Origin of the sequence: Halomonas sp. AOP12-B1-6, from assembly GCF_052379225.1 — a bacterium.
Taxonomy (GTDB): domain Bacteria; phylum Pseudomonadota; class Gammaproteobacteria; order Pseudomonadales; family Halomonadaceae; genus Vreelandella; species Vreelandella casei.
Map to the genome: position 1 here is coordinate 98225 of NZ_JBQSYK010000002.1, position 24592 is coordinate 122816.

Annotated in this window: 21 protein-coding genes; 10 read left to right on the forward strand and 11 right to left on the reverse strand. The window is 53.9% G+C overall.

All coding sequences use genetic code 11. The features are described from left to right. Positions 1-64: 64 nt before the first annotated feature. Positions 65-1462: a GntP family permease gene (locus ACT3TR_RS05720; protein ID WP_096282266.1), complete on the reverse strand. Its 1398-nt coding sequence runs from the start codon at positions 1460-1462 to the stop codon at positions 65-67. A 157-nt stretch (positions 1463-1619) separates the two neighbouring features. Between ACT3TR_RS05720 and ACT3TR_RS05725 the strand changes: the two genes are divergently transcribed. Continuing rightward, positions 1620-2606, forward strand: a complete 987-nt coding sequence (locus ACT3TR_RS05725; RefSeq protein WP_441685409.1) for a LysR substrate-binding domain-containing protein — start codon at positions 1620-1622, stop codon at positions 2604-2606. On the opposite strand, the gene ACT3TR_RS05730 is transcribed toward ACT3TR_RS05725, so the two are convergent. The 4 genes from ACT3TR_RS05730 to ACT3TR_RS05745 all read right to left on the reverse strand — a co-directional run bounded on the left by ACT3TR_RS05730 (position 2601) and on the right by ACT3TR_RS05745 (position 6955). Further along, positions 2601-4106 carry a tripartite tricarboxylate transporter permease gene (locus ACT3TR_RS05730; protein ID WP_096277837.1) on the reverse strand — a complete coding sequence of 502 codons (1506 nt, stop codon included), beginning with the start codon at positions 4104-4106 and terminating at the stop codon, positions 2601-2603. The genes ACT3TR_RS05725 and ACT3TR_RS05730 overlap by 6 nt on opposite strands. Further along, positions 4094-4693, reverse strand: a complete 600-nt coding sequence (locus ACT3TR_RS05735) for a tripartite tricarboxylate transporter TctB family protein (protein ID WP_444625028.1) — start codon at positions 4691-4693, stop codon at positions 4094-4096. Before ACT3TR_RS05735 ends, ACT3TR_RS05730 begins: the two co-directional genes overlap by 13 nt. A gap of 9 nt (positions 4694-4702) precedes the next feature. Continuing rightward, a complete protein-coding gene (locus ACT3TR_RS05740) occupies positions 4703-5689 on the reverse strand; it encodes a tripartite tricarboxylate transporter substrate binding protein (protein WP_096277832.1) in 987 nt (328 codons plus the stop codon). Between the two features lie 132 nt (positions 5690-5821). Further along, positions 5822-6955, reverse strand: coding sequence for an iron-containing alcohol dehydrogenase (locus ACT3TR_RS05745; protein WP_096277830.1), 1134 nt, complete (start codon positions 6953-6955; stop codon positions 5822-5824). A 354-nt stretch (positions 6956-7309) separates the two neighbouring features. Here ACT3TR_RS05745 and ACT3TR_RS05750 point away from each other — a divergent pair, with 354 nt between their 5' ends. The 5 genes from ACT3TR_RS05750 to ACT3TR_RS05770 all read left to right on the forward strand — a co-directional run bounded on the left by ACT3TR_RS05750 (position 7310) and on the right by ACT3TR_RS05770 (position 12881). Then, positions 7310-8839, forward strand: a complete 1530-nt coding sequence (locus tag ACT3TR_RS05750) for a UxaA family hydrolase (RefSeq protein ID WP_096277828.1) — start codon at positions 7310-7312, stop codon at positions 8837-8839. A 28-nt stretch (positions 8840-8867) separates the two neighbouring features. Further along, positions 8868-9836, forward strand: a complete 969-nt coding sequence (locus ACT3TR_RS05755) for a GntR family transcriptional regulator (RefSeq protein WP_096277826.1) — start codon at positions 8868-8870, stop codon at positions 9834-9836. Between the two features lie 24 nt (positions 9837-9860). Beyond that, complete coding sequence (locus tag ACT3TR_RS05760) at positions 9861-10739, forward strand: NAD(P)-dependent oxidoreductase (protein WP_192535725.1); 879 nt, start codon at positions 9861-9863, stop codon at positions 10737-10739. A gap of 97 nt (positions 10740-10836) precedes the next feature. Next, on the forward strand, positions 10837-11889 hold the full coding sequence (locus tag ACT3TR_RS05765; protein ID WP_444625027.1) for an Ldh family oxidoreductase: 1053 nt from the start codon (positions 10837-10839) through the stop codon (positions 11887-11889). A gap of 92 nt (positions 11890-11981) precedes the next feature. Continuing rightward, the gene (locus tag ACT3TR_RS05770; RefSeq protein WP_096277819.1) at positions 11982-12881 is read left to right on the forward strand and encodes an NAD(P)-dependent oxidoreductase; all 900 of its coding nucleotides are present in this window, start codon (positions 11982-11984) and stop codon (positions 12879-12881) included. An 11-nt stretch (positions 12882-12892) separates the two neighbouring features. Here ACT3TR_RS05770 and ACT3TR_RS05775 read toward each other — a convergent pair whose 3' ends face one another. The 4 genes from ACT3TR_RS05775 to ACT3TR_RS05790 form a co-directional block, all read right to left on the reverse strand. Continuing rightward, positions 12893-13816 carry a Gfo/Idh/MocA family protein gene (locus ACT3TR_RS05775; protein ID WP_096277817.1) on the reverse strand — a complete coding sequence of 308 codons (924 nt, stop codon included), beginning with the start codon at positions 13814-13816 and terminating at the stop codon, positions 12893-12895. 55 nt (positions 13817-13871) lie between these two features. Next, positions 13872-14642, reverse strand: coding sequence for a FadR/GntR family transcriptional regulator (locus ACT3TR_RS05780; protein WP_096277815.1), 771 nt, complete (start codon positions 14640-14642; stop codon positions 13872-13874). 31 nt (positions 14643-14673) lie between these two features. Continuing rightward, entirely contained in the window at positions 14674-15618 is a 945-nt protein-coding gene (locus tag ACT3TR_RS05785; RefSeq protein ID WP_096277813.1) for a DMT family transporter, read from the reverse strand. A 76-nt stretch (positions 15619-15694) separates the two neighbouring features. Continuing rightward, positions 15695-17497 carry an IlvD/Edd family dehydratase gene (locus ACT3TR_RS05790; RefSeq protein WP_096277811.1) on the reverse strand — a complete coding sequence of 601 codons (1803 nt, stop codon included), beginning with the start codon at positions 17495-17497 and terminating at the stop codon, positions 15695-15697. A 363-nt stretch (positions 17498-17860) separates the two neighbouring features. Here ACT3TR_RS05790 and ACT3TR_RS05795 point away from each other — a divergent pair, with 363 nt between their 5' ends. The 4 genes from ACT3TR_RS05795 to ACT3TR_RS05810 all read left to right on the forward strand — a co-directional run bounded on the left by ACT3TR_RS05795 (position 17861) and on the right by ACT3TR_RS05810 (position 22665). Further along, on the forward strand, positions 17861-18952 hold the full coding sequence (locus ACT3TR_RS05795) for a TRAP transporter substrate-binding protein (protein WP_096277809.1): 1092 nt from the start codon (positions 17861-17863) through the stop codon (positions 18950-18952). A gap of 136 nt (positions 18953-19088) precedes the next feature. After that, entirely contained in the window at positions 19089-19682 is a 594-nt protein-coding gene (locus ACT3TR_RS05800; RefSeq protein WP_444625026.1) for a TRAP transporter small permease, read from the forward strand. Between the two features lie 2 nt (positions 19683-19684). After that, entirely contained in the window at positions 19685-20968 is a 1284-nt protein-coding gene (locus ACT3TR_RS05805; RefSeq protein WP_096277804.1) for a TRAP transporter large permease, read from the forward strand. A gap of 119 nt (positions 20969-21087) precedes the next feature. Continuing rightward, positions 21088-22665 carry an aldehyde dehydrogenase (NADP(+)) gene (locus tag ACT3TR_RS05810; RefSeq protein WP_096277802.1) on the forward strand — a complete coding sequence of 526 codons (1578 nt, stop codon included), beginning with the start codon at positions 21088-21090 and terminating at the stop codon, positions 22663-22665. Here ACT3TR_RS05810 and nanR read toward each other — a convergent pair. After that, positions 22662-23384, reverse strand: coding sequence for a transcriptional regulator NanR (nanR, locus tag ACT3TR_RS05815; protein ID WP_096277800.1), 723 nt, complete (start codon positions 23382-23384; stop codon positions 22662-22664). The two genes, ACT3TR_RS05810 and nanR, sit on opposite strands and share 4 nt — an antisense overlap. A 76-nt stretch (positions 23385-23460) precedes the next feature. Beyond that, a complete protein-coding gene (locus ACT3TR_RS05820) occupies positions 23461-24537 on the reverse strand; it encodes an Ldh family oxidoreductase (RefSeq protein WP_096277797.1) in 1077 nt (358 codons plus the stop codon). Positions 24538-24592: the final 55 nt, after the last annotated feature.

The following is a 24592-nucleotide window of genomic DNA, read 5'->3' on the forward strand; positions in this document are numbered from 1 at the left end:
TCAATGTTTTTATTAGTGGTCAATCCATACAGATTTGGTGACGCTCTTAGTCACAACATCTTAGTTACACCAGTGAGAACACCAGCCACGCTAAACCAAACGCCATCAATGAAATTCCGATTGAAATGACGGTCCAGGTCTTCAGCATGGTTTTGGTATCCACACCTAAAAAACGACCTACCAGCCAGAATCCAGAGTCATTGACATGAGAATAACCAATGGCACCCGCGACGATGGCCACGGCAATGCAGGCTGCGGGTAAGCCTGAAAGCGATGGGTCTGCCAATACAACGGGCGCCATAATTCCGGCGGCCGTAGTGCCAGCAACTGTTGCCGAGCCTTGCGCAATACGGATCACTGAAGCGATCACGTAGCCTGCCAGGATGATCGGCAAGCCATAGCTTTGCAGGCTATCGGCCAACGCGTCGCCGATACCACTGGCGGTCAGTACGCCGCCGAACATGCCGCCTGCGCCGGTGATTAAGATAATGCTACAAACAGGCGATAACGCTTGTTCAACTGTCTCATTAATAGATCCAATCGCTTCACGCTGTGGCGAACGAATCACCAATAGCCACATAGCAATACAGGTACTGATCAGCATCGCGATGGGCGTTTCACCGATCAAGATCAACCCTTGAATCAGCGGATTGTCTGCATCCACCATGCCGCTATGAGAAAGTGTCGAAAGGCCCGTATTGAGGAAAATAAGTACCAGCGGCAATAGCAGCACCAGTAGTACGGTACGAAACGCGGGGCGCTTGTCTGCCGGCACTTCTGCATTGCTTCCGCCCATAAGATTGGGCACCGCTTGAAACGGCATACGATTGGCCAGTATCAGTGACAGCCGGTACCCCATCAGATACCACGTCGGTAATCCAACAAGCAGGGCGATAAACAGCACTTGCCCAATATCCGCTTGAAGAAAAACGGCGGCGGCAACCGGCCCAGGATGCGGCGGCACCAGCGCATGCATCACCAAGAAGGCGCCTGCAGCCGGTAACCCATAGAGTAATAAAGACGCTTTTAGCTCTCTTGCCACGGAATAAATGACCGGAAGCATGACAACGAATGCGGCATCAAGAAAAATGGGAAAGCCAAATAACAGGCAGGCAATGGAAAGCCCTAACGGCGCCCGGCTATGGCCAAATAGCTTGATCAACGTATCGGCCAGCACCTGAGCGCCGCCGGATACAGCGACAATCCGCCCTAGTACCGCACCAAAGCCAATTAATAGCGCAACGTTGCCTAGCGTCTTACCAAACCCTCCTAAAAGCGTCGGTACTAAGTCTGCGCCGGAAATACCTGTCGCCAATGCAGTGCCAATACTGACGATAACAAGCGCAAAAAATGGATGAAGGCGTACTCTGATAATTAACAACAGCAAAATGATAATGGCAGCAGCTGCGATCAGCATAAGCGCTAACGTTGAAGCTCCTGCTGCTTGCGTCGTTTCTAGCATGGCGTTTTTTCCTAAAATTTTGTTGTTATTGGTGTTGCCGTTACTGGCAATCACCAAAGCAAATCCACTATAGGCAGCCACGCAATAACCAACCAATGCCAAAAACTGCCAATATCGATATACTTTTAGTTATCACGCACACAACAAGGCTTATTCCATGGGCGTACTCGATGAAAACTGGTTTCTCCACGTGAGACTAAAGTTGCGTCACTTTCAGTTATTTTTGGCGCTTGATGAGCAGCGTAATCTGCATAGGGCAGCGGCTCAGCTCAACATGAGCCAGCCCGCGGCCTCAAAGCTACTCAGCGACCTAGAAACAAATCTGGGGATTCGTTTATTTGATCGACACGCCCGCGGGTTAACACCTAACTGGTACGGCGAAATAATGATTCGCCACGCCCACAGCATACTGTCGGCATTACGCCACACCGGCGAAGAGCTAAATGCATTACGTGACGGCAATGCCGGAACGGTTGCCGTCGGTACCGTGATGGCACCAGCGGTCACGCTGCTCACCAGCGCTATCGAGCGCGTGCATAGAGAGCGGCCAGGGTTAAAAATTCGCGTTGATGTCGATGTCAGTAAAACACTCGTGCCGCGCCTGCTTGAGGGCGAGCTAGATTTTGCGATTACACGTATCCCGGCAGGCTTTGATATAGAGCGCTTCGTCTTTGAAGAAATTGGCGAAGAAGAGCTCTGCTTTGTATGTCGCCAAGGCCACCCACTAGCCGACAAAACGTCACTGAGCTTGACCGATATGGCGGACTACCCATGGACGCTACAGCCTGCTGGCGCCCTCATGCGCCAGCGTGTAGACAGCCTCTTTTTGCATCATCAGGTAGCGCCCCCTAGCCAGATAGTAGACACCGCCGATGTACTGCTCTCGCTCGCGCTGGTTGATAAATCAGACACGATCACCGTCACCACCCGGGAAACCGCCAATCTGCTATGTGCACCGCAGCGCTTTCACCTATTACCGTTTAGCGAGGCGCTCAGCGTTCAGCCATACGGGCTGGTAAGCTTACGCAATCAGCGCCTCTCTCCCGGGGCCGCCGCGTTAATGAGCACACTGCGTGACATTATCGCGTTAGGATCTTCTCCTGCGGCACCACATCATGGCTGTGATAATGATCGTGCGTTATGAAGAGGCTCTCGCTGATCTAGATTTTTGGTAGCGATACGCCTTAACCAGAAGAGGCGAACACCACAACACAATCACAGCAATACCCAACCCCGCGCTGATGGGGCGCGCGAAAAAGCTAGTTAAGTCGCCACCGGTGCGCAGCATTGCGCTCATAAAGTTATTTTCGACCGTTGAGCCTAGTACTAGCCCCAGAATGGCTGGTGCCATTGGGAATCCATTGACGGCAAGCACATAAGCCACCAGCCCAATCACCAGCATTATCCAAACATCGACAATGCTGTTATTGATCGCAAAAGCACCAACGATACAAAAGCATAAGATAATCGGCATTAAGACGCGGCTGGGGGTCAGGATAAAGAACTTCGATAACCTAATCGCCATATAGCCAATGGGAAGCATCATTAAATTAGCGATGATAAACACGATAAATAAGGCATAGATCAGTCCTGAACCATCCATAAAAATGGTGGGACCAGGATTCATGCCTTTCATGTACAGCACGCCAATCACGATAGCGGTAATGGAGTCACCCGGAATACCGAACACCAATGCCGGCACCCACGCCCCGCTCAGGCCGGAGTTATTCGCAGAGCTTGCATCAACAATGCCCTCTATATGCCCGGTGCCATACTTCGCTTTGTCCTTCGACCGGCTTTTGCCCACGGCATAGGCAATCCAGGCAGCAATGTCGGCCCCTGCGCCGGGCAAAGCGCCAATCAATGTACCGATTGAGCTGCCGCGCAGCATATTTCGCCAATAGCGCTTCGTATGTCTCGGCACGTTATGAAACACGCTGTCCGTGGCAACAATATTGATGGTCTTTTTCTCAGACTTTGAGCTGTAGTAGTTCATCAGCTCATTCAGAGCAAACATACCAATCATCACCGGTATAAAGTTGACCCCCGCCATTAGGTCAGGCACGCCAAAGGTAAAGCGCGGAGCGCCACTCATCATATCGAGACCGACGGTCGAAAGCAGAATACCAAAGAGCAATGAGAGAAAGGCTTTCGTTTTAGAGCCAATCGAAATAAATATCGAACAGCTTAAACCCAATACCGCAAGCCAAAAGTATTCAAACGCACTGAACTTTAACGCCACTTCCGCTAAAGACTGAGCCACCACAATTAAGATGACGGTACCAAAAATGCCGCCGAATACTGAGCAGACTAAGTTGATACCTAATACTTCTCGTGCCCTGCCTTTTTTCGCCAGCGAATACGACTCTGTCACGTAAGCCGCCGATGCCGGCGTTCCCGGTATATTTAAATAAGTACCTGGAATATCACCCGCAAAAATAGCCATTGCTGATGTCGATACAATAGCGGCGATAGCCGGCGTCGTGTCCATATAGAAGGTCACCGGGACTAGCAGCGCCACGGCCATGGTCGCCGTTAGGCCAGGCACGGCGCCGACGAAGATGCCAAATAGCGAAGCCGCTATGATGACTAACATAGTGTCTAGCGTTAAAACTAACGCAAAGCCATTAATCAAAGCGTCCATGGCAAGCTACCCCCTAATAAAACGCCTTGAGGTAACGGCACTAAAAGATAGTGTGAAAAAATAAAATAAATAGCCAGTGAGACACCAACAGAGGCCGCCACGGCGACGTATAAGGCCGTTTTTCTTAGCATCATGAGTGAAAACATAATGATCATCATGGCAAACAGCGCGCCGATGTAAGGGCTTGCCAAGACGTAAAAAACAATCATTAGCGGCGGCAATACCATTACCCAGCTTTTTTTGCCTGATGGGTGCTCAGCGCCTTCTGACTCAGTGGCGTTTAGTGCTGATGTTTCAAAAGCGTTGGTTTCAAAAGCGTTGGTTTCAAAAGCGTTGGTTTCTAATTCTGTGGTTGCTAGTTCAGCGCCTTGTAATTCACCTTGCATCATTTGATCAGCCCCCCTGTGCCTTTGCCACATTCCGCTCAACATGAGAACGACGCCGCCGATACAAAATCCCCCTCCAACGATGGAGGGGAAAAGTGAGGGCCCGAACTGGAGACTAGGTAGGGTGGGAAACTGCTGAGCGATGAAAATGGTCACCACCCCAGCAATAACAAACCCTATTCCGATGAGGACATCCCGCATTTTCTTTCCTTAGTTAGCTAGGCCAACTTGCTCAACGATCTCGCCGAAAACGGTATCCATGTCTGCCATCAGCTGGCCAAAGTCTTCAGCATTGCGCCATTCAGTACCGAAGCCTTGCTGATGCATAAAGTCTTGATACGTATCGCTGTTGTAGGCGGATTCCAGCGCGGCCTCAAGCGTGGCGACAACCTCTGGGTCCATCCCTTTGGGGCCTGCAATGCCGCGCCACTCACCTACTTGATAGTTACTGTCAAGCAGTTCTTGGGTGGTAGGAATATCGGGAAAGCTATCAATACGCTCAGGGGACATAACGGCGAAACTTTTGACGCGCCCAGCTTCCATCATTGAGCGCGCTTCTGGCACTGAGCTGGGCACAATATCAATGCCGCCGGACACTAGCTCAATCATCGCTGGCGCAGCACCCTCACTCGGGATCCAGATCACTTGATCTGCAGGGACACCTTGATCCATCAAGAAGCCCGCAAAGGCCAAGTGCCAGACGCCGCCTTGACCCGTACCAGACGCGGTGAAGGTGCCTTTGGGCTCGTTCTTAATAGCATCAATCAGATCTTGAAGGCTTTCATAGGGGGAATCGGCGGCGACCTGTATGCCCGGAAAGTCATAGTTGACCTGAGCAATCGGTGTAAAATCTTCATAGGTAAGGTCGGTTAAACCCTGCCAGTGCATCATATTGACTTCGCCTGTTGCTAAGCCAATCGTATAGCCATCTGGTGCGGCGTTAATCATCGCGGTATGGCCCACCACGCCACTGCCACCGGTGCGGTTTACCACGTTAACTTTTTGCCCGATTTCATCTTCAAGCGCGCGCGCAATCGTGCGCGCTGTCGCATCGGTACCGCCGCCAGCCGCCCACGGTACAATCAGCGTGATAGGACGTTCAGGGTAGTCGGCCAGGGCCGCGCCTGATGCCACCATCACCGCCGCGGCAACACCTGAAACAAGCATAGATTTAAGAGAATTATTTATAGTTGTCATATTCACTTTCCTTTGGTCATGGGTTGCTTAGCGTCAATTATCTTTTTTGGAAACGTCACGGGTTAATGCTTTAGGACTTTCTTTTCTAACAACGTCTGCTTTCTCAGTTAAATAAGTGGGGAGACCTATCGCTTAGAAAGCGTCTTTAAGCATGCTGTAAAAATCTTCTTTCGAGGGTGCTCTGGGATTGGTCGCCGTGGAGTGATCTTCTAATGCCCACTGAGCCAGTTGGTCCAGATGCTCTTCCGTAACCCCCATTTCGCTTAAACTAGCGGGCATTCCCAATGTCACATTGAGCTTTTCAAACGCTTTTACTAAATCGTCATCAGGGTTGAGGCCCATAGCATCTTTAAGGCGAGTAAATTTCTCCTCACAGCCGGGCTGATTAAACTTAAGCACAGTGGGCATCAACACGGCATTGAGCGTGCCATGGTGAAGCTTTAACTCATGCAGGCCTCCTAACGCATGAGACAAGGAGTGCACCGCGCCAAGCCCCTTCTGAAAGGCCATCGCCCCTTCCAGGGCTGCCATCATCATTTCGTTTCGAGCGGTTAAGTTTTCGCCGTTTTCAACGGCTTCTACCAGATATTGGCTGGCACGCGCCAGCCCATCCAAAGCAATCGCTTCGGCGGGAGGGTTTATCTTGGGACTTAAAAAAGTTTCCACGCAGTGAGCGATGGCGTCCATACCCGTAGCAGCGGTCAAGAACGGCGGCAAACTGAGCGTGAGTCGAGGATCGCAGATAGCCACCGCAGGAATCAGATATGGGGAAAGAAAGCCGAGCTTACGATTATCTTTCATCGTAATTAAAGAGGCTCTGCCTACCTCACTGCCAGTGCCGGCCGTTGTCGGTACCGCTATTAAGGGCAGCACGTCTGCATTAATTTTTGCAACGCCGCCTTCAATCGCAGCGTATTGGCGCAATGGCGCGGGATGATTAAAAAGTAACGCGACCGCTTTAGCCAAATCGATGCTGGAGCCCCCACCAACGGCCACAATGCCATCGCAGTCATTTTCCTTTAAAAATGCCAAGGCGCTTTCTACGGCTATTTCCGTTGGGTTTGAAGGAGTGCCATCGAAAATACAGGCATCTGCATTAAGCCGTGCTGCCTCAACGACTTGCGCAAGAACGGGGGTGGCGCTGAGGCCTTTATCCGTCACAAACAGCGGCCTTTTAACCTGCAGCAGATGCAGCTCGTTGGCTAGCTCCGCAATGGCATGCTCACCAAATTGAATTTTAGTCAGGTAGTTGATGATATAAGGCATTGTAATTTCTCATTATTATTGGGTGCAAAACAAAACACCAATGCAGACTCAAAAGGTGTCATACAGTATGACTGCACAACAACAGTCTAGTAACGTATTTTGTGCCTGCCAAGCCCTTTACGAAAAAATACTCTTTACCGATATGGCCAATGGCTAAAGCAGCTAATACCTGCCTTGCACTTAGTCGCTGAGAGCAATCTAGAACAAATGAACATTGCATTCAATGACCATTACATAGGACGATAGTCTAATCGACGTACGCGGCCTGCTTGGTAGAGTGCTCCCACAATGATCGCTTTTGAGCCTGTGCCTAGTCATCGCATCAAAAGCCCAACAATCAGTTTGAGGTAAACGATGGAACTCATTAATTCCCCGTCCGTTATTATTCATCTAAACCCAAGAGATAACGTAGGCGTTGCCTCAACAGCGGTACCGGTAGGTGTTCCCATTGATAAAAATGGCACCTTAGCCACAGAGAATATCGATGCGGGTCATAAAGTTGCGTTAACTAATATCAAAAAAGGTGAGGCCGTTTATAAGTATGGCCAACTGATAGGTCTAGCGTCGCAGGATGTACAGCCCGGCGAGCACGTGCATACTCACAATCTCGCTATGATCGAGCTAAATTCTTCATTAAAAGATTTCAAGCCCCACTCGAAAACCGAAACAGCGCCTTCTTCTCGCACGTTTCAAGGCTTTCAGCGTGCTGATGGCAGCGTAGGTACACGCAACTACATTGGTATTCTTTCCACCGTTAACTGCTCTGCTACGGTGGCTAAAGCCGCCGCCGATATCCTTAATCAATCAGATGACTTAAGCCAAATGGGCTTCGACGGCGTCGTGGCGATTACCCATGGTTCGGGTTGTGCTATGAACACTGACTCCGAGGGTTTTACCTTCCTTGAACGCGTGATCGCGGGCTACGCACAGCATGCTAATTTTGCCTTCGTGCTTATTATTGGGCTGGGCTGCGAGACAAATCAGGTTAAAACGCTCGTTAAGCGCCAAGGCTTAGAAGACGCCTCAAGACTTGCCTACTTCAATATTCAAGACGCGGGCGGCACGCGCACTAGTATCAAAACAGCCTGCGATCACGTCATGCAGATGGCGGCTCAGCACGGCAAAATACAGCGCACGCCGGCTTCCATAGAGCACCTGGTGGTGGCGTTACAATGCGGGGGCTCGGATGGATATTCAGGTATTACCGCTAATCCAGCGCTTGGCCATGCCGCCGATCTCATCGTGCAACAAGGCGGCAGCGTCATCCTAGCTGAAACCCCTGAGATTTATGGCGCGGAAAACCTGCTGATTGACCGTTCTATCGATGAAAGCGTCGCGCAAAAACTACTGGATCGGATTACTTGGTGGAAGCATTACACTGAGATTAACGGTGCCGAGTTAAACAATAACCCTTCGCCTGGCAATAAAGCGGGGGGGCTTTCAACGATTCTAGAAAAATCGCTGGGCGCCGTCGCAAAAGGCGGCAGTTCAAGCCTTAACGATGTACTGCAATATGCAGAAAAAATCACTGCGCGCGGCTTTAACTTTATGGACAGCCCAGGCTACGACCCTATTTCCGTGACCGGCCAAATTGCGTCCGGGTCAACGGTGGTGTGCTTTACCACCGGGCGGGGGTCGGTGTCAGGTTTCAAACCAGCGCCCTGCCTTAAGCTCGCCACCAATACGCCCATGTATGAGAAAATGCATGAAGATATGGATATCAACTGCGGTGTAATCGTCGATGGTACTGGCAGTGTAGAAAGCGTTGGGGAAGAAATTTTTGAACGCATTATCGCGATTGCTTCAGGTGACATGAGCGCAAGCGAATCATTGGGTTACGGTAATAATGAGTTCGTTCCTTGGCTGATAGGTGCCGTCACCTAAGCGTTGTTTCAAGAGCAATGGGCTAATCATGACACAAACGCTGCGCGACCAACTTTATACGGCTCTTAAGCAGAGCATTGTTGGCAATCGCCTTGAATCGGGCCTGGTACTGCTTGAGGGCAACATAGCGGCGCTATTTAGCATTAGCCGCTCCCCCGTTCGTCAAACCTTAAGCCGCTTACACGAAGAACAGTACATCTGCCGCTTCGAAGGGCGCGGCTATTTGGTGGGTGCATCGCCTAGCGAGATCGTCCGGCGCCCTCTTAGCGAGCGGGATTTCAAGCAGTTAGGCTATGCCCCGCAAGTAGATCGTACCGTTTCCTGGCAGGCGCATATCGACGGCGTGGAACATGACATCGTTCTATGTTCGATTAAGGGCGCATTTGAGCTCAACGAGCTGCAGCTTTCAAAATCACTCAACGTAAGTCGCACGGTCACTCATCAGATTCTGCACCATTTACGGTCCATCGGGCTGGTCGAAAAGATTAAATACAATAGCTGGAGCGTTGTGCCTCTCGACAATGGGAGGCTACACAATCTTTATGAAGCACGCCGCCAACTAGAGCCTTATATGATTGTCCGCGCGGCGCGGCATATGCCTGAAAGCACGCTCAACGGCTATATTGCCAAGCTTAAAGATGCCGCCGATAACTACCCTAATATTAAAGGTGAGCTACTCGATGCGTTAGAAAACGACCTCCACCATAGCGCCGTTAGCTTAGGCGGCAATCAGGAGGTAATGGATATGCTTAGGCGCACTCACCCTATTTTACTCATCAGTAAACACCTGCTTGGGCGCGTGCTTAAACTCCCCGACCAAGATCCTTTTTTCGATGAGCATTTATGTATCTTCGAAAAGATACGCCAACAGCGGCCAGAGCAGGCGGGTAAAGCACTGGTAACGCATTTAGAGCGCTCGGAATCTAAAGTGCTTGATCGTCTTATTCACTTTAGAGAATCGGGAGATATCGATATACCGCCTTATCTGCGGCAATAATTAAAATGGACAGAGGAACCAACAATGACAATGTCACAGACTATCGGCTTTATTGGCACAGGCATTATGGGCGCGCCTATGGCGGCACGCTTGGCTAAAGCGGGGCACAGAGTGCGTGTTTGGAATCGCACGAAAAACAAAGCCGAAAGCTTAGAATCAACGGGCGCCAGCATCGTCGAAACGCCTATAGACGCCGTGAGCGGCAGCGATGTGGTGATCGTCATGCTCAGCTCAGGGCCTGTTTGCGATGACATTTTGTTAGGTACCAATGGCCTGCTTCAATCCATGCGGCCGGGCGCGACCTTAATCGTCATGAGCTCCATTCCCGTCGATACTGCGCGTCGCCAAGCGGCAGAAGCCGCCACCTATCAGGTCCACTATTTAGACGCACCGGTGTCCGGGGGTGAGCAAGGCGCCATCGATGGCAGCCTGGCGATTATGGCAGGAGGTGACGCCGCCGCCTTTAAAGCTGTCGAACACATCCTCTTATCGCTCGGCCGGCCGGTACACGTGGGCCCCGCTGGCAGCGGTGAGCTGGTTAAGCTGGCGAATCAGATGATTGTGGCCAATACCATCGCTACGGTGGCAGAAGCCATATTACTTGCCGAACGCGGCGGCGCTGACCCGGCGCAGATGCTGTTGGCACTGGAAGGCGGCTTTGCCGACTCAACAATTCTCAAGATCCACGGCAAGCGCATGGTACAAGAAAATTTCTCCCCAGGCGGCCCGTCAAAGTGGCAGTTAAAAGATACCCAAACGGCCATGGCATTAGCCGAAGAGCTGCGACTTAAGCTGCCGGTATCGTCATTGGTCAATGGGCTTTATGAAGAGCTCGTCGCTCAAGGCGATGGCGAGTTGGATCATAGCGCCTTGATACGCCAACTCAGACGACACAATGAGTAACCGAACCTGCCAATAACAATTTTTTGAAGAGCCATCTCGCGAAGAACTACATGTGAAGAACCTCATGTGAAGAATAATCGTATGGAGAATAATGACAATGAGTAAACAGTACGACGTGCAGGCAATCATACAATTCAGCACTCAGCTATTGGCAGCCGCGGGCCTTGATGATGACAAAGCTCAGGCGGTAGCCGACATACTCGTGGAAGGCGACCTGATGGGCCATACCACCCATGGTCTCCAGCTGCTCTCCCCTTACCTAGGCGAGATTCAGTCAGGCCGGATGCCGGTCACCGGCGATTACGAGGTGATTTCCCAACGTGCCGCCGTGGAGACTTGGGACGGGCGCTATTTGCCTGGCCCCTGGCTGATCATCAAGGCCATGGAAACCGCCGAAGCGATGGCGCGTTCATGCGGCACGGGAACGGTTGTGATTCGACGCTCAAACCATATCGCTTGTTTGGCGGCGTATCTCAAGCGCGCTACCGATCGAGACCTGGTGGTCGTCATCGAATCCTCCGACCCGGCGACAAAATCCGTGGCCCCTTATGGCGGTTTAGCCGCCACCCATACGCCCAACCCCATCGCCGTGGGCTACCCCACCGATTCAGGCCCCGTTTTGCTGGATGTCAGCACGTCTATTACCACCAACGGCATGGTGGGCCGTCTTCACAAGCAGAACAGTCAACTGCCTTACCCGTGGCTGAAAGACCACCAGGGGAACGCGACGGATCAACCCGGTGTGCTGTTTGATGAACCCAAAGGCAGCATCATGCCCATCGGTGGGCTTGACCATGGCCACAAGGGTTATGCCCTAGGCCTTATGGTAGAAGCCTTGACGTCTGGATTAGCCGGGTTCGGCCGCGTGCAAGCGCCTACGCAATGGGGCGCCTCTGTCATGGTGCAAGTGATGGACCCAGCAGCCTTTGGTGGATTAGCAGCCTTCAAGCGCGAAACAGGGGCGCTGGCCGATGCTTGTCGCAGTAACCCCGTTGCCGAGGGCAGCCCTCCGGTACGCATCCCCGGAGAACGCGGGCTTGCCCTGCATAAACGCTACTCACAAGAGGGCGTGCCGCTACCAGACGGCGTATTCGAAGCGCTGTCTGAATGGTCGGAGCGACTGGGTGTCGCTTTTCCTGACGCACAGTAATGGCTACCACCGGCCTAACTCAAACGTACTGATCTAGTTCTGATGCACTGATCTTATTACAGGCACGTTGAAGCAACTGCTTAGAGGCGATTATGAAACAGGAACGCATAGGTTTTATTGGGCTCGGCTTAATGGGCAAGGAAATGGCCGGAAACATCGTACGTAACGGCTACCCGCTGAGCGTTATGGCTAACCGCAACCGCGCCCCCTTAGAGGCACTCTGTGCTGAAGGCGCGGTAGACGTCAGCAGTGCTTCGGAGATGGCCAAAAACAGTGACATTGTGTTTATCTGCGTCAAAACATCCGAACAGGTGAACGAGATCGTGACCGGCCCCGATGGACTACTCGCGGGTAGTCATGAAGGATTAATTATTGTCGACTGCTCTACCGCACACCCTGAGTCGACGGAACGCCTTGCCGAAAAAGTCGCGCAGCAAGGGGTCATGTTAGTGGATGCGCCGCTCGCGCGAACGCCTCGCGAGGCGCGTGAAGGCCGGCTCAATGTCATGCTGGGGGGCGACGATACCACGGTGGCGCGCCTCACTCCGGTGATTAAAAGCTTTGCCGAAAATATCTTCCACGTTGGCAAGGTGGGCTCTGCGCACAAGCTAAAGTTAATCAATAATTTCCTGTCGCTAGGTGCAGCGGCGCTGGTGAGCGAAGCCGCCACCATGGCCGCCGCCATGGATGTTCCCCAGCAAAAAATATTGGAAATCTGTTCTCAAGGCGGTGCTAACAGCGCCATGCTGGCGCCCGTAATGGAATGGGTACTGCAAAGAGAATGTACCAAACTGCAGTTCAGCCTCGGTAACGCTGATAAAGACATGCGCTATCTCGCTGAAACATTAACGTCTTATCAGCTAACGTCGAGTATGCTGCCGCCGCTTTGCGAGTTTCTTTCACAGGCGAAAAGCGACGTGGGGGAAGAAAGCTTCGTTCCTCAGGCTTACGACAGTTGCCTGCAGCGCAATGGCATCGCTGCAGGCAACTGACGCTACACTCACTAAATAAATGCGTCGGTCGTATCGCGATGGCCGTATAAAAAAGCATCAGCGACTTGGCGCAGCGGGGCTACATCCACCTCGCTACGCCCGTTTGCTACAAGATCTACAAAGTGCGCGTAAAGCCCGGGGTACTCACGTTCCTCGGCCTCAATAATCAGCTCATCATCAATTTCTAAACGACAGCCCCCCTGAGTGAGGCTCAAACGGCTGCCGTCGCTGTCGATATGAATATCCCAGATTTGCGGACCGGTTTGGCGAAAATCAAAATTCGCCTCAATTACCGCGCCGCGCGGGTCGGTGAAGGCTAACTCTGCAGCAATCGGAGTTTGAGCGTTACTGGGCACTAGCAGCTGCGCTTGGCGCAAGAAGAACGGCTGGGGCAGTATTTCAGTGGCTATTGAAAGCGCGTTAATACCGGGGTCAAACACGCCCATCCCACCCGGCTGCCAGATCCACGCCTGGCCTGGGTGCCACACCCGCACATCCTCTTTCCATTCGATCATAACGCGTTGCACCTGGCGCTCTGCCAGCCACTGTTTAGCCTGCGCCACGCCGGGCGCAAACCGCGAGTGCCAGGCCGCAAAGAGACTAACGCCCTGTTCGCCAGCGAATGTAATCAAGTGTTCCACTTCACTTAGCGTCGCCCCTGGCGGTTTCTCAAGCAGCACGTGTTTACCGCGCAGCAGCGCCGCACGTGCCTGGGAGTAACGCAGATGGGCCGGCGTGCAGATCGCCACGGCAGAAATCTCAGGGTGCGCGTCCAGCATGGCATCCAGGTTCGCATAGGACGGTACATCGTCTAGCGCTGCATGGGGGTCAGCCACGGCCGCGAGCCGACAGTTTGGCGTCGCAGCAATGGCCGGCAGATGCTGATCACGGGCAATTTTACCCACGCCAACCAAGCCGATGGTAACGTCAGACATATGCAGGCCTTATTTTGATGACAGAAGCTTAATTGAAAAAAACGGGTAAAAGAGCTCAAGGAGCCGTATGAGGTAGCTCAACGCTGCGCCCTAAGGAGCTAGCGCTATGCTCAAGCCCAAGCGCCTCTGCGGTGCCTGCCAATACGGCCTGTGCTGCTAGAAAAGCGTCGCGCGGGCGGCGCAGGCGAATACTTTCCATCAGTTGGCGGTGACGTTCAAGACTGTCTTCAGGGTCAGAGGCGCTCTGGTTAGACATCGACACCAGCAGATAGATGGAGGGCCGTAAAATATGTGACAGCTGTGCCCAGACGATATTGTGTGTGGCTTTAAAGATAGCCTCATGAAACGCGATATCACACTCGCTGTGCAGCCGACGTTCTTCTTCGCAGGTCGCGTTGCGCAAATTCTGCCCAAGCCCCTCAAAGGCTTCTTCAATAGCAACAAGGTCGCGGGCGGTGGCACGTTTGGCGGCGGTCATAGCCACGTAGGGCTCTACATCAAGACGAAAAGCGAGAATCTCACGCTGAATATCAGGGTTGGGCGCCGCGTAGCGGGTTAACCAGTCGGTTACCTGGGCATCAAGAATATGCCACTCTGAGTACTCACGCACTTTAGAGCCATGGCCAGAAATACGTTCGATAATTCCCGCATCCACCAGTTGGCGCAAGTCGCTACGCACCGCTGAGCGGTTGATAGCAAAACGTTCGCATAGATCTAGTTCACGCGGAACAAAGTCGCCAGGATGATAGTTACCGCCAAATATCTCTTCGGCGAGGTATTCAGCGATACTAGGGCGAGTCAGTGGCTTGCTAAGAGATAACGTCACTGCGATAGGTCCCTATTTCAATGGCTGCCAATCATAGCGTACTTGACCGGTCTGCCGTTATGGGCGAATCCAGCTGCAACGCCGCCCGCTGCCTCAGCTCTAACCGCCTTTCGTAAAGCCCCTTGGCCAGTAAAGTGCCGAGTACCAGGCCTCCCCCCAATAGCGCCACGGGGGCGGGCTGTTCTTTCAGAATCCACCAGGCCAACAGCGTGCCCAGCACCACTTCCAGCAACAGCAGCAGGCCCACTTCGGCCGAAGGAAGATACAGCGGCCCGCGCTGAAGCAGCGTTACACCGCAGGGCAAAATGATCAGGCACAGTAGAACCACCACCGAGAGCTGATTGACCGTGGGCAGCGTCGTTTCACTGCCCGCCAGCCAAAACAGCCCGGCAACGCTGCCGACAATAATACCGTTAAAGACCAGCATCGGACTCATGTCGACCCCTGGGCGCGTACGGCACAGGGTAAAGTTAATCGCCAGCGTCGACGCCGCCATTAGGGCAAACGCGTTGCCCACCCAGGAGCCAGCCCCCACGTCATCAAGCGCGATCATGGCAATACCGACCATGCACAGTGAAATGGCCAGCCATGTTCGTCCGGGCAAACGCTCTTTGAGGATGATCCAGGAGAGAACGGCGGCAATTAACGGCGCGCTGGCCAGTATCATCAATACGTTACCCGCCTTGGTATATTGATTGCCCAGCACGAAACCACAGCTCGTCAGACTAAACAGTAGCGCCACGGCAATACCGGTCCAGCCACAGCGCCGATAGGCCGCCAGCGTGCCGCGACCGTAGCGCATTAACGCGATAAGCAGAAAGCCCAACGCCGAAAGAAAGCCGCGCCACATTAGGATCTCGGCATCGGGAAGATCAGCCACCTTAATCAGCAAAGCATCGGGCGCCATGATGATCGCACCGCCACCGGTCAACAGCAGACCCTGCTGACGATGCGATAAGTTATTAAACCGGCTCATCGAGTACCTGTCCTTTTAGTGGCTCATCCTTTAGTAGCTAATCTTTTAGTAGCTAGTCCTTAAAAACATCGCGCTTTTAATGATTGTCTCTAGGCGGATGCAGACGGGCAACATCGCGGTACTTGGTTGCGGGTTCCAGCGTCATGCCGCGGTCCAGCGGCTCAATCATGCTGCGCTGAATCTCTTGCCAAGGCGTTTGATGGCCTGGGTAGCGATAACCGCCCTGCTGGGCTAAACGCTCACGGCGTGCGTCCAGCTCAGCGGGCTCAATCAGCAGCTGCACCTCGCCACGTTTGAGATCAACCCGCATCCGGTCGCCACTTTCAAGCAGCGCTAAACCACCGCCGGTCGCGGCTTCAGGCGAGGCATTAAGAATGGAAGGTGAACCCGACGTGCCCGACTGGCGACCATCGCCCAAACACGGTAGTGATTCGATACCTTGTTTGATTAACGCCTCCGGTGGCTGCATGTTGACCACTTCGGCACCGCCAGGATGGCCCACCGGGCCTGCGCCGCGCATGACCAGGATAGTACGGGCGTCGATGCCTAATGCCGGGTCATCAATGCGGGCGTGATAATCCTCAGAGCCATCAAACACCGCCACCTTCCCTTCAAAGGCTTCAGGGTCGTTGGGGTCGTTTAGGAAACGCTCGCGAAAGTCACGGGAGATTACGCTGGTTTTCATCAGCGCCGAGTCAAACAGATTGCCCTTAAGATTAAGGAACCCGGCATGCTCGACCAGCGGGTCGGCGTAGCGGCAGATCACGTTAAGATCCTGCGTTTCTCGACCTTGAAGATTCTCACCAATAGAGCGGCCATTCACTGTCAGCGCCCCGCCGTGCAGCTTGCCGGCCACATTAAGCTCGTGCAGAACGGCGGGCACCCCGCCTGCGCGATAAAATTCTTCGCAGAGAAATACGCCAGCGGGCATGACGTTCGCCAGCAGCGGAATTTCATGCCCCAAACGCTGCCAGTCGTCATTATCTAGTTCAATGCCTGCATGGCGGGCAATGGCGTTAATGTGTACCGGCGCGTTGGACGAGCCGCCCAGTGCAGAACAGGCAACGATGGCGTTTTCGAACGCTTCGCGGGTCAGGATATCCAGTGGGCGCACGTCCTCCCAGACCATATCGACAATGCGCGTGCCGGTATCGTAGGACACCATTGCGCGCTCTTTATACGGCGCGGGAATTACCGCCGAGCCGGGCAGACTCATGCCCAGCACCTCAGCCATAGAGTTCATGGTGGACGCAGTGCCCATCGTATTGCAGTGGCCAATCGAAGGCGCTGAATCACTGGCGCGGGAAAGAAATTCCGCGTAGTCGATATCGCCTGCCGCCAGGCGTTTGCGCAGCTCCCAAATAATCGTTCCCGAGCCTACGCGCTCAGCCCCGCGCCAACCGTTAAGCATTGGCCCACCGGAAAGCACAATCGCGGGGATATTCACCGTCGCTGCCGCCATGAGCGCCGCGGGAGTCGTTTTATCGCAGCCGGTGGTTAATACCACACCGTCTAACGGGTAGCCGTGCAGAATCTCGACTAATCCCAGATAGGCAAGGTTGCGGTCTAGCGCGGCAGTAGGCCTGCGTACGTTTTCGTGAATGGGATGCATGGGGAATTCAAAAGGCACCCCGCCTGCCGCACGAATACCGTCTTTAACGCGCTTCACCAAATCAATGTGATGACGGTTGCAGGGGGTTAAATCAGAGCCCGATTGGCTGATGCCAATAATCGGCTTACCGCTGGTTAACTCATCCAGCGTGATGCCGTAATTAAGATAGCGTTCAATACAGAGCGCTGTGGTGCCCGGATGATCGGGATTATCAAACCAGTAGCGTGAACGCAACTGTTCAGACGTAATACGATGAGAACTGGCCATGGTGTCACTCCACGCCTAAAGTGAAGAAATAAGAAAATAATGCCGTGACGTTACGCTGTCTTACCCCCAGCGTCGATACATACAAAAGTCTATGTTGAACATATGCGAAAAAAGTCCCACATTAACCTCCAGTGTTTGCGGTAGCGATACGCTCTTAAGGTCTATGTTTAGAGCTATTTCTTTTAGGGCCATTTCTTTAGGGCTATTCCTTTTAAGACTAGGCTCCTAAGTGACGGCATTCTGAACAATATGTCCGCCGGACGCGTATGGCCGCTTACGTAAAACAACAACAGTTATCGCTTTGCCGGTTTCTTGAAGTACGCCGCGCACAGCCATCAGCACCTCGCCAGGAGAACTAATACAATGCAACATTTCTGGAAGCGCACCCTGTTAGTGACCGGTGCCACCCTGCTCAGCTCAAGTATCGCTTACGCCCAAACGCCTGATTTGTCAGATCCGCCTGAAATTGAAGGCGCGGTGGTGGGTGACCACGGCAAGGTGACGATACGCATGGGGCTGGGGCTGGCAGAGACCTCGCCTCAATACATTTCTAGCCGTTATTTTGCGGACATTCTCGACCAGCGCAGCGAAGGGCGCATCAGCGTTAACCTGTTCCCTAACAGCCAGCTCGGCGATGACGTGCAGATGATGGAAATGCTGCAAACCGGCACGCTGGACATGACGTATCCTTCGTCTTCCCCCGCGACCGGCTACGTAGCAGAACTGGCCGTTTTCGATTTGCCTTTCTTGCTTCCGACGCGCGAAGCGGCCGTTGAAGCCATGCGCAGCGATGCTGCTCAAGAGATGCTCGATGCGTTTGATGGCACTGGCATTAAAGCCCTGGCCTTCGCTGAAAACGGCTTCCGTCAGCTCTCTAACAGCGCGCGGGAAGTCTCCTCGCCTGAAGACGTCGCAGGCTTAGACGTACGTGGTCTGTCGGTGCGTACCATGGAAAATCCGGTGCACCTGGCCATTTGGCAAGCGCTGGGCGCCAACCCTACCCCCATGGCTTTCGGTGAGCTTTTCTCTGCGATGGAACAGGGCGTCGTTGATGGCCAAGAAAACCCATGGAGCACCATTCTGACCTCCAACTTCTATGAGGTGCAGGATTACGGCTCGGAAACTCGTCACGTCTACACGCCGTTCATCCAGATGATGTCTCAGCGTACCTGGGATCGGCTCGACCCCGAGTATCAAGAGCTAGTACAGGAAGCCGCACTGCAGGCAGCCGATTATGAAATTCTGCTTTCTAGCGAATACGACGACTGGGCGCGCGACCAGCTTGAAGAGCGCGGCATGCAAGTCACGCGTCTTGATGACGAGCAGATTGCTGCTTTCCAAGAAGCCGTACAGCCGGTCTACGCCGAATGGGCACCGCGCATTGGTGAAGATTTAGTGGCTGAGTTCCAGCGTCTTGCTGAATCCTCTATGGCCGAATCGTCTACAGAAAAGTAAGCGTCCTTGAAGGTAAGACCGACGCTAATGTTCGGTCTGCTATTGCAGGACCTCCTCTGAATAGACGTTCTATTGAGAGGTTAGGCAAGAGGCATAGGCCTCTTGCCTTTTCGTTACTCGCCACTTCGGAAAGCTCATGGACACACCCAATACTCCAATTCCTGATACCGCGGCATATTTTGATGACCCCCAACGCGAACCGTTGGAAATTGAACCCGAGCAGCGTCGCGGCCCGGCAATATTTCGCTGGCTAACTCAGGTGATGGAACATGTGATTGCCACCTTGCTGGTCGCCTTGATCATTTCCGTGTCAGCGAATGTCATCGGCCGCGCAGTGTTCAACCGCTCGCTGCCCTGGGCCGATGAGCTGGCGCGAATGCTGTTTATCTGGCTGATATTTATCGGCGCAGCTGCGGCCTTTGCCCGCTATGAACATATTGCAGTTGATATTTTGGTCCGCAAACTAAAACCGCGGGCCGCCCATATGCTGTATTTATTCCAGCACGTGGTTATCACCGCGCTAATGGGCGTCATCATTTGGGGTGGATGCTTGGTGATAGCTCGCGCTTCAAGCCGCACCGCGATTCTCAATGTGCCCTGGAATATCATTAACGTCTCGCTAGTCCTTTGCGCGGTGTTTATTGCCGCTGTGTCTATCTGGCGCGCCTGGCAGAGCGTGCAACAAATTCGCTCGCCTAGCGTTACTATCACGCCTGCTGGAGATCACTAATCATGCTATGGATCTTTTTAGGCATTCTTTTCGCCTCCCTAGCACTTGGCCTGCCCATCGCATTTGGCCTAGGCATTGCCGCCGTCATTATGGCACTACTGTCTGATATTCCGCTCTCGATCATGATTGAGCAGTCTATCCGGGGCGTTAACAGCTTCCCACTACTGGCTATTCCGTTCTTTATTCTGGTCGGTGAAGTAATGAGTAACGGCGGCATCGCTCGCCGCTTAATGGACCTAGCCGGTGCCTTAGTCGGCTTCGTACGCGGCGGTTTAGGCCAGGTCGCTATTACCGGCTCCATGTTCTTCGGCGGTATTAGCGGTTCAGCCGTGGCAGACACGGCAGCCACCGGCGCGATGATGATTCCGTCGATGACCAAACAGGGCTATACCGCGCCTCAAGCAACCGCAATCAATACCGTTTCATCGGTTATCGGCATCATTATTCCGCCTTCTATCCCGTTGATTCTTTTCGGCATTGTTACCGAGACGTCAATTAGCCGCCTGTTTATTGCTGGCATTGTACCCGGCATATTGATTGCGGCCGGCCTGATGACGACAACCTTCATCATGGCGACCATTGGCCATGCTGGCCAAACCCGTAAGTTCCGTCTTGATGTGCTCTGGGAAGCTTTTAAAGCAGCATGGCTCGCGCTGGTGCTACCCGTGATTGTGATTGGCGGCATTATCGGCGGCGTATTCACCGCCACCGAAGCGGCCGTTGCGGCGCTGCTTTACTCACTGTTTATCTCGCTGATCGTGTATCGCGAATTCAAGATAACTGAACTGTGGGGAATGCTCATCCGTACCGCCCGTTTGACCGGTATGGTGCTGCTGTTACTGGCGTTTGCCACCGTTATTGCCTGGTTTTTAACCATTAATATGGTGCCGCAAACACTGGTCACTCAGGTACAGGCGATCACACAAGATCCTTTCCTACTGCTGCTGATAGTGGCGGGCCTACTGCTGCTGGTGGGGTTTGTAATGGATCTAACGCCAGCAATGGTCATCATGGCGCCCATGCTAACGCCCATCGTTACCTCGGTAGGCGTTGATCCGGTGTATTTCGGCGTGCTGATGTCGTTCATTTTAGGCATTGGTCTTTTGACACCGCCGGTGGGCACTTGCCTTTATGTCGGCTGCGGCGTCGGTAAGGTTTCCATGGAGCAACTTGTCAAAGCGATGCTGCCCTACTACGCCGCGCTGCTCGTAGTACTGGTTATCCTGATCGCCTTCCCCGGCATCGTGACGTGGCTGCCTGACCTGACTGCTGTGCGCGGTAACTAAGTATTTACGCCCAGTATTTACGCCCAATAAAATCAATAGCGACAAGGTGATCAGCACACCGATCACCTCACTACGTATTACGCTAGATCGACAATAATGCCCTTTAATAGGAGACCAGCATGACACTGCAAGGCACACTGCTTATCGGTCAACAGACCGTGACAGGCACACAGGATGAGATCCACGCTATCAATCCCGCTACCGGTGACGTACTTGAGCCAGGCTATCGTGGCGGCAGCCGTTCCGACGTGGAACAGGCCTGCAAACTTGCTGATGCGGCGTTTGATCAGTATCGCGAGACGTCACTTGAGACACGCGCACACTTCTTAGAAACCATTGCTGATGAAATTGAAGCCATTGGCGCCGACTTAACTGAGCGTGGTGTCGCCGAATCGGGCCTTCCTAAGGCTCGTCTTGAAGGCGAGCGTGGCCGTACCTGTGGCCAGCTACGGCTTTTCGCTGCTGTTGTACGCGCGGGAGAATGGCTGGATGTACGCCACGACCCTGCACTGCCAGAGCGCCAGCCGATGCCCCGCGCTGACCTGCGCCAGCGCCACATCCCGCTAGGCCCAGTGGCTGTTTTTGGCGCCAGCAACTTCCCCCTCGCGTTCAGCGTCGCGGGTGGCGATACCGCGTCTGCGCTAGCTGCAGGCTGCCCGGTGGTTGTTAAAGGCCATTCGGCACACCCTGGCACGTCCGAATTAGTGGGTCGCGCCATTCAGCGTGCGGTTGCTAAGTGCGAGTTGCCGGAAGGCGTCTTTTCGCTGCTGTTCGGTTCAGGCAAAGAGATTGGCCAGGCGCTAGTGGCCGACCCGCGCATCAAAGCCGTTGGGTTCACCGGTTCACGTAGCGGCGGCACTGCATTAATGGCCACCGCACAAGCACGCCCCGAGCCGATTCCTGTTTATGCTGAAATGAGCAGCATCAATCCCGTGTTCCTAATGCCAGAGGCATTGAAAGCTCGCGGCACTGCGATTGCAGAGAGTTTTGTGGCATCGCTAAACATGGGGGCAGGCCAGTTCTGTACGAACCCTGGCCTAGTCGTTGGCCTTAAAGGCGCTGACCTTGACGCCTTCGTAGCAACAGCGGGTGACGCGGTAAAAGCCAGCGCAGCCCAAACGATGCTGACACCCGGCATTCATGAGGCTTATCGAAGCGGTGTGAATGAGCTTTCGGGCAACGCTTGCGTTAACGAAGTCGCGCGTGGACAAACCAACGACGGCCCGCATAGCTGCCAAACTGCTTTATTTACCGCTAGCGCCCACGACTTCTTAACTCAAGAAGCGCTGCAGAGCGAAATCTTCGGATCTGCATCACTGGTGATTGAGTGCCGTGACAGCGATGAAATGCAGCGCGTGGCCGAACAATTGGAAGGCCAATTGACCGCGACACTGCAGCTAGACGATGGCGACTTAGATGCCGCTAAACGCCTAATGCCCGCACTGGAACGTCGCGTGGGCCGTATTATGGCCAATGGCTGGCCGACCGGCGTGGAAGTGGGTCATGCGATGGTACATGGCGGCCCCTACCCGGCCACGTCTGACAGCCGGACGACGTCGGTGGGCAGTGCTGCGATTTATCGCTTCCTGCGCCCCGTCTGCTACCAAGACTTGCCAGCAGGCCTGCTGCCCGAAGCGCTGCGCGATAGCAATCCGTTTAACGTTTCACGCTTAATCGACGGCAAGCGTGAAAGCTAAGGGGTATCAGACAAGCGTCTTTTAAGCTGCATGTACGTGCCGTAGTGACGGTCGAGGTGGCGCCGCATGGCTGCCTCGGCCGCATCAGGGTCGCGTGATTCAATGGCATCAATGATCTCAGTGTGCGCAGCGGTCGCAGCCTTGTCTTCATCCTTTTGCTGCAACACATGAGCACGCCGATCATCTAGCCACTCGGAAAGCGCCACATGGATAGCATCAAAAATAGGGTTACGTCCGATACTCGCCAATACACCATGAAAGTCGTTATCAGAGCGCTTAAAGCGCGCTTCGTCACCAATAGCATCACGGTTGGCTTGTAAGGCTTCACGCAGCCGCGTCAGATCCTCATCGCTGGCGTGACGAGCGGCGTAGCGGGCTAGCGATATTTCAAACGTAGCCCGAGCTTCCTGGAAGTATTGCTGGCCAGCCGGCTTCGAAAGCAGCTGCCGTGTCACCCCCGAAAGCCTCGCCATCACCGCATCGGCCGTAGGGCGAATGACTCTGGCACGCGTGCCGCTGTTGATCGCAATCAATCCCAGCTGCTGCAAATGGAACAACGCTTCGCGCACCGCGGGTCTACCAACGCCAAACTGCTCCATCAGCTCTCTTTCTGAGGGCAACTGATCATTCTCGCTCAGCCGCCCCTCAAGAATCTCCGCCTCAAGCTGTTCAGCGACCTGTTCGGAAAGCGTTTTGCGCTCAATCCGGTATCTGCTCATAGGCAGTCGCTCCTCGTTAACCTGGAATTGGCCGCCATTTTACTGCATTTTTCGCCATTGTCTTTTCATTGAGCCTTTAATCAAGCCGAGATAGTGGCGTAATCCGGTGCCGCTCAGCCAGTTCGGCATAGGCTAATTGGTTGGCAACATCGAGTGGAACTCCCTGAGCATCGCGCTGCGCCTGGCAGCGCCATTCACGATCACCGGGTGCTAGTACTCTGGCATTTTTTGAGGCTGGCTGGGCGCGAAGGTCTTTCAAATACGCGGCCAGCCCTTGAGCAAAGGTGCCTTCATCAACAAAGGCATCGGGCTTTATGGCTAGAAAGAAATGCCCGACACCCCGCGGCGTTGCCATATCCGGCCCGCCCATCGGCAATAACCTGAAGCCATGCTGCATGCCCGACAGCATCGAACTCAGCACTTCGACCATGCCGCCTAGACCGGCACCTTTAAAGCCGAAATCACTGCCGCCCAGCGGCAACAAGGCAGCGATATCAGCAGGTACGCGACTCACCTGACCGGCCGCATCTGCAGCGACTTGATCGGGCAGCTGGCGGCCAATAGCACCAAATTGCTGCACTCGGTTCCAGGGGATCGAACTCGTGGCCATGTCCAACAGATACGGCGACTCACCCGCTACCGGCGCTGCAAAAGCGATGGGGTTGGTACCGTGAAAGGGCTTGGCACCATCGTGCAGAAGTACAAAGGGGTCTGAATTACAGAACGCCATACCAAGATAGCCGCGTTCAGCCGCGGCTAACGCATAGCACCCTGCCGCGCCGAAGTGCGATGAGTGCCCCACAGCGACAGCGCCTATTCCGACCTCATCAGCCATCGCCGTGGCGTGTTCCATCGCGGTATAACCCGCCAGATGACCAAGCCCGTCGTCAGCGTTTAAGCAGCCTGTGGCCGCTAAGCGGCGCTGAAACACCATGTTAGGCGCCCCTTTAATGCGCCCGCCTTGAAGCGCCTGCACATAGTGAGGCAATAGACGCAAACCGTGGCTATCGGTCCCCATGCGCGATGCGGTGACCAGCGCGCGGCTCACCGCCTGCGCCGAGGCTTGATTGGCGCCAACAGCGGCGAGTGTCGCCTGTATAAAACGAGCAAGATCCTCGTGGGTAACGCGAAAATCTAATGAGGTATCAGTCATTAATAAAATACTCCGGGTCTTAATAGCGGAGCTGGCATTCCGCCAGCTCCAGCGG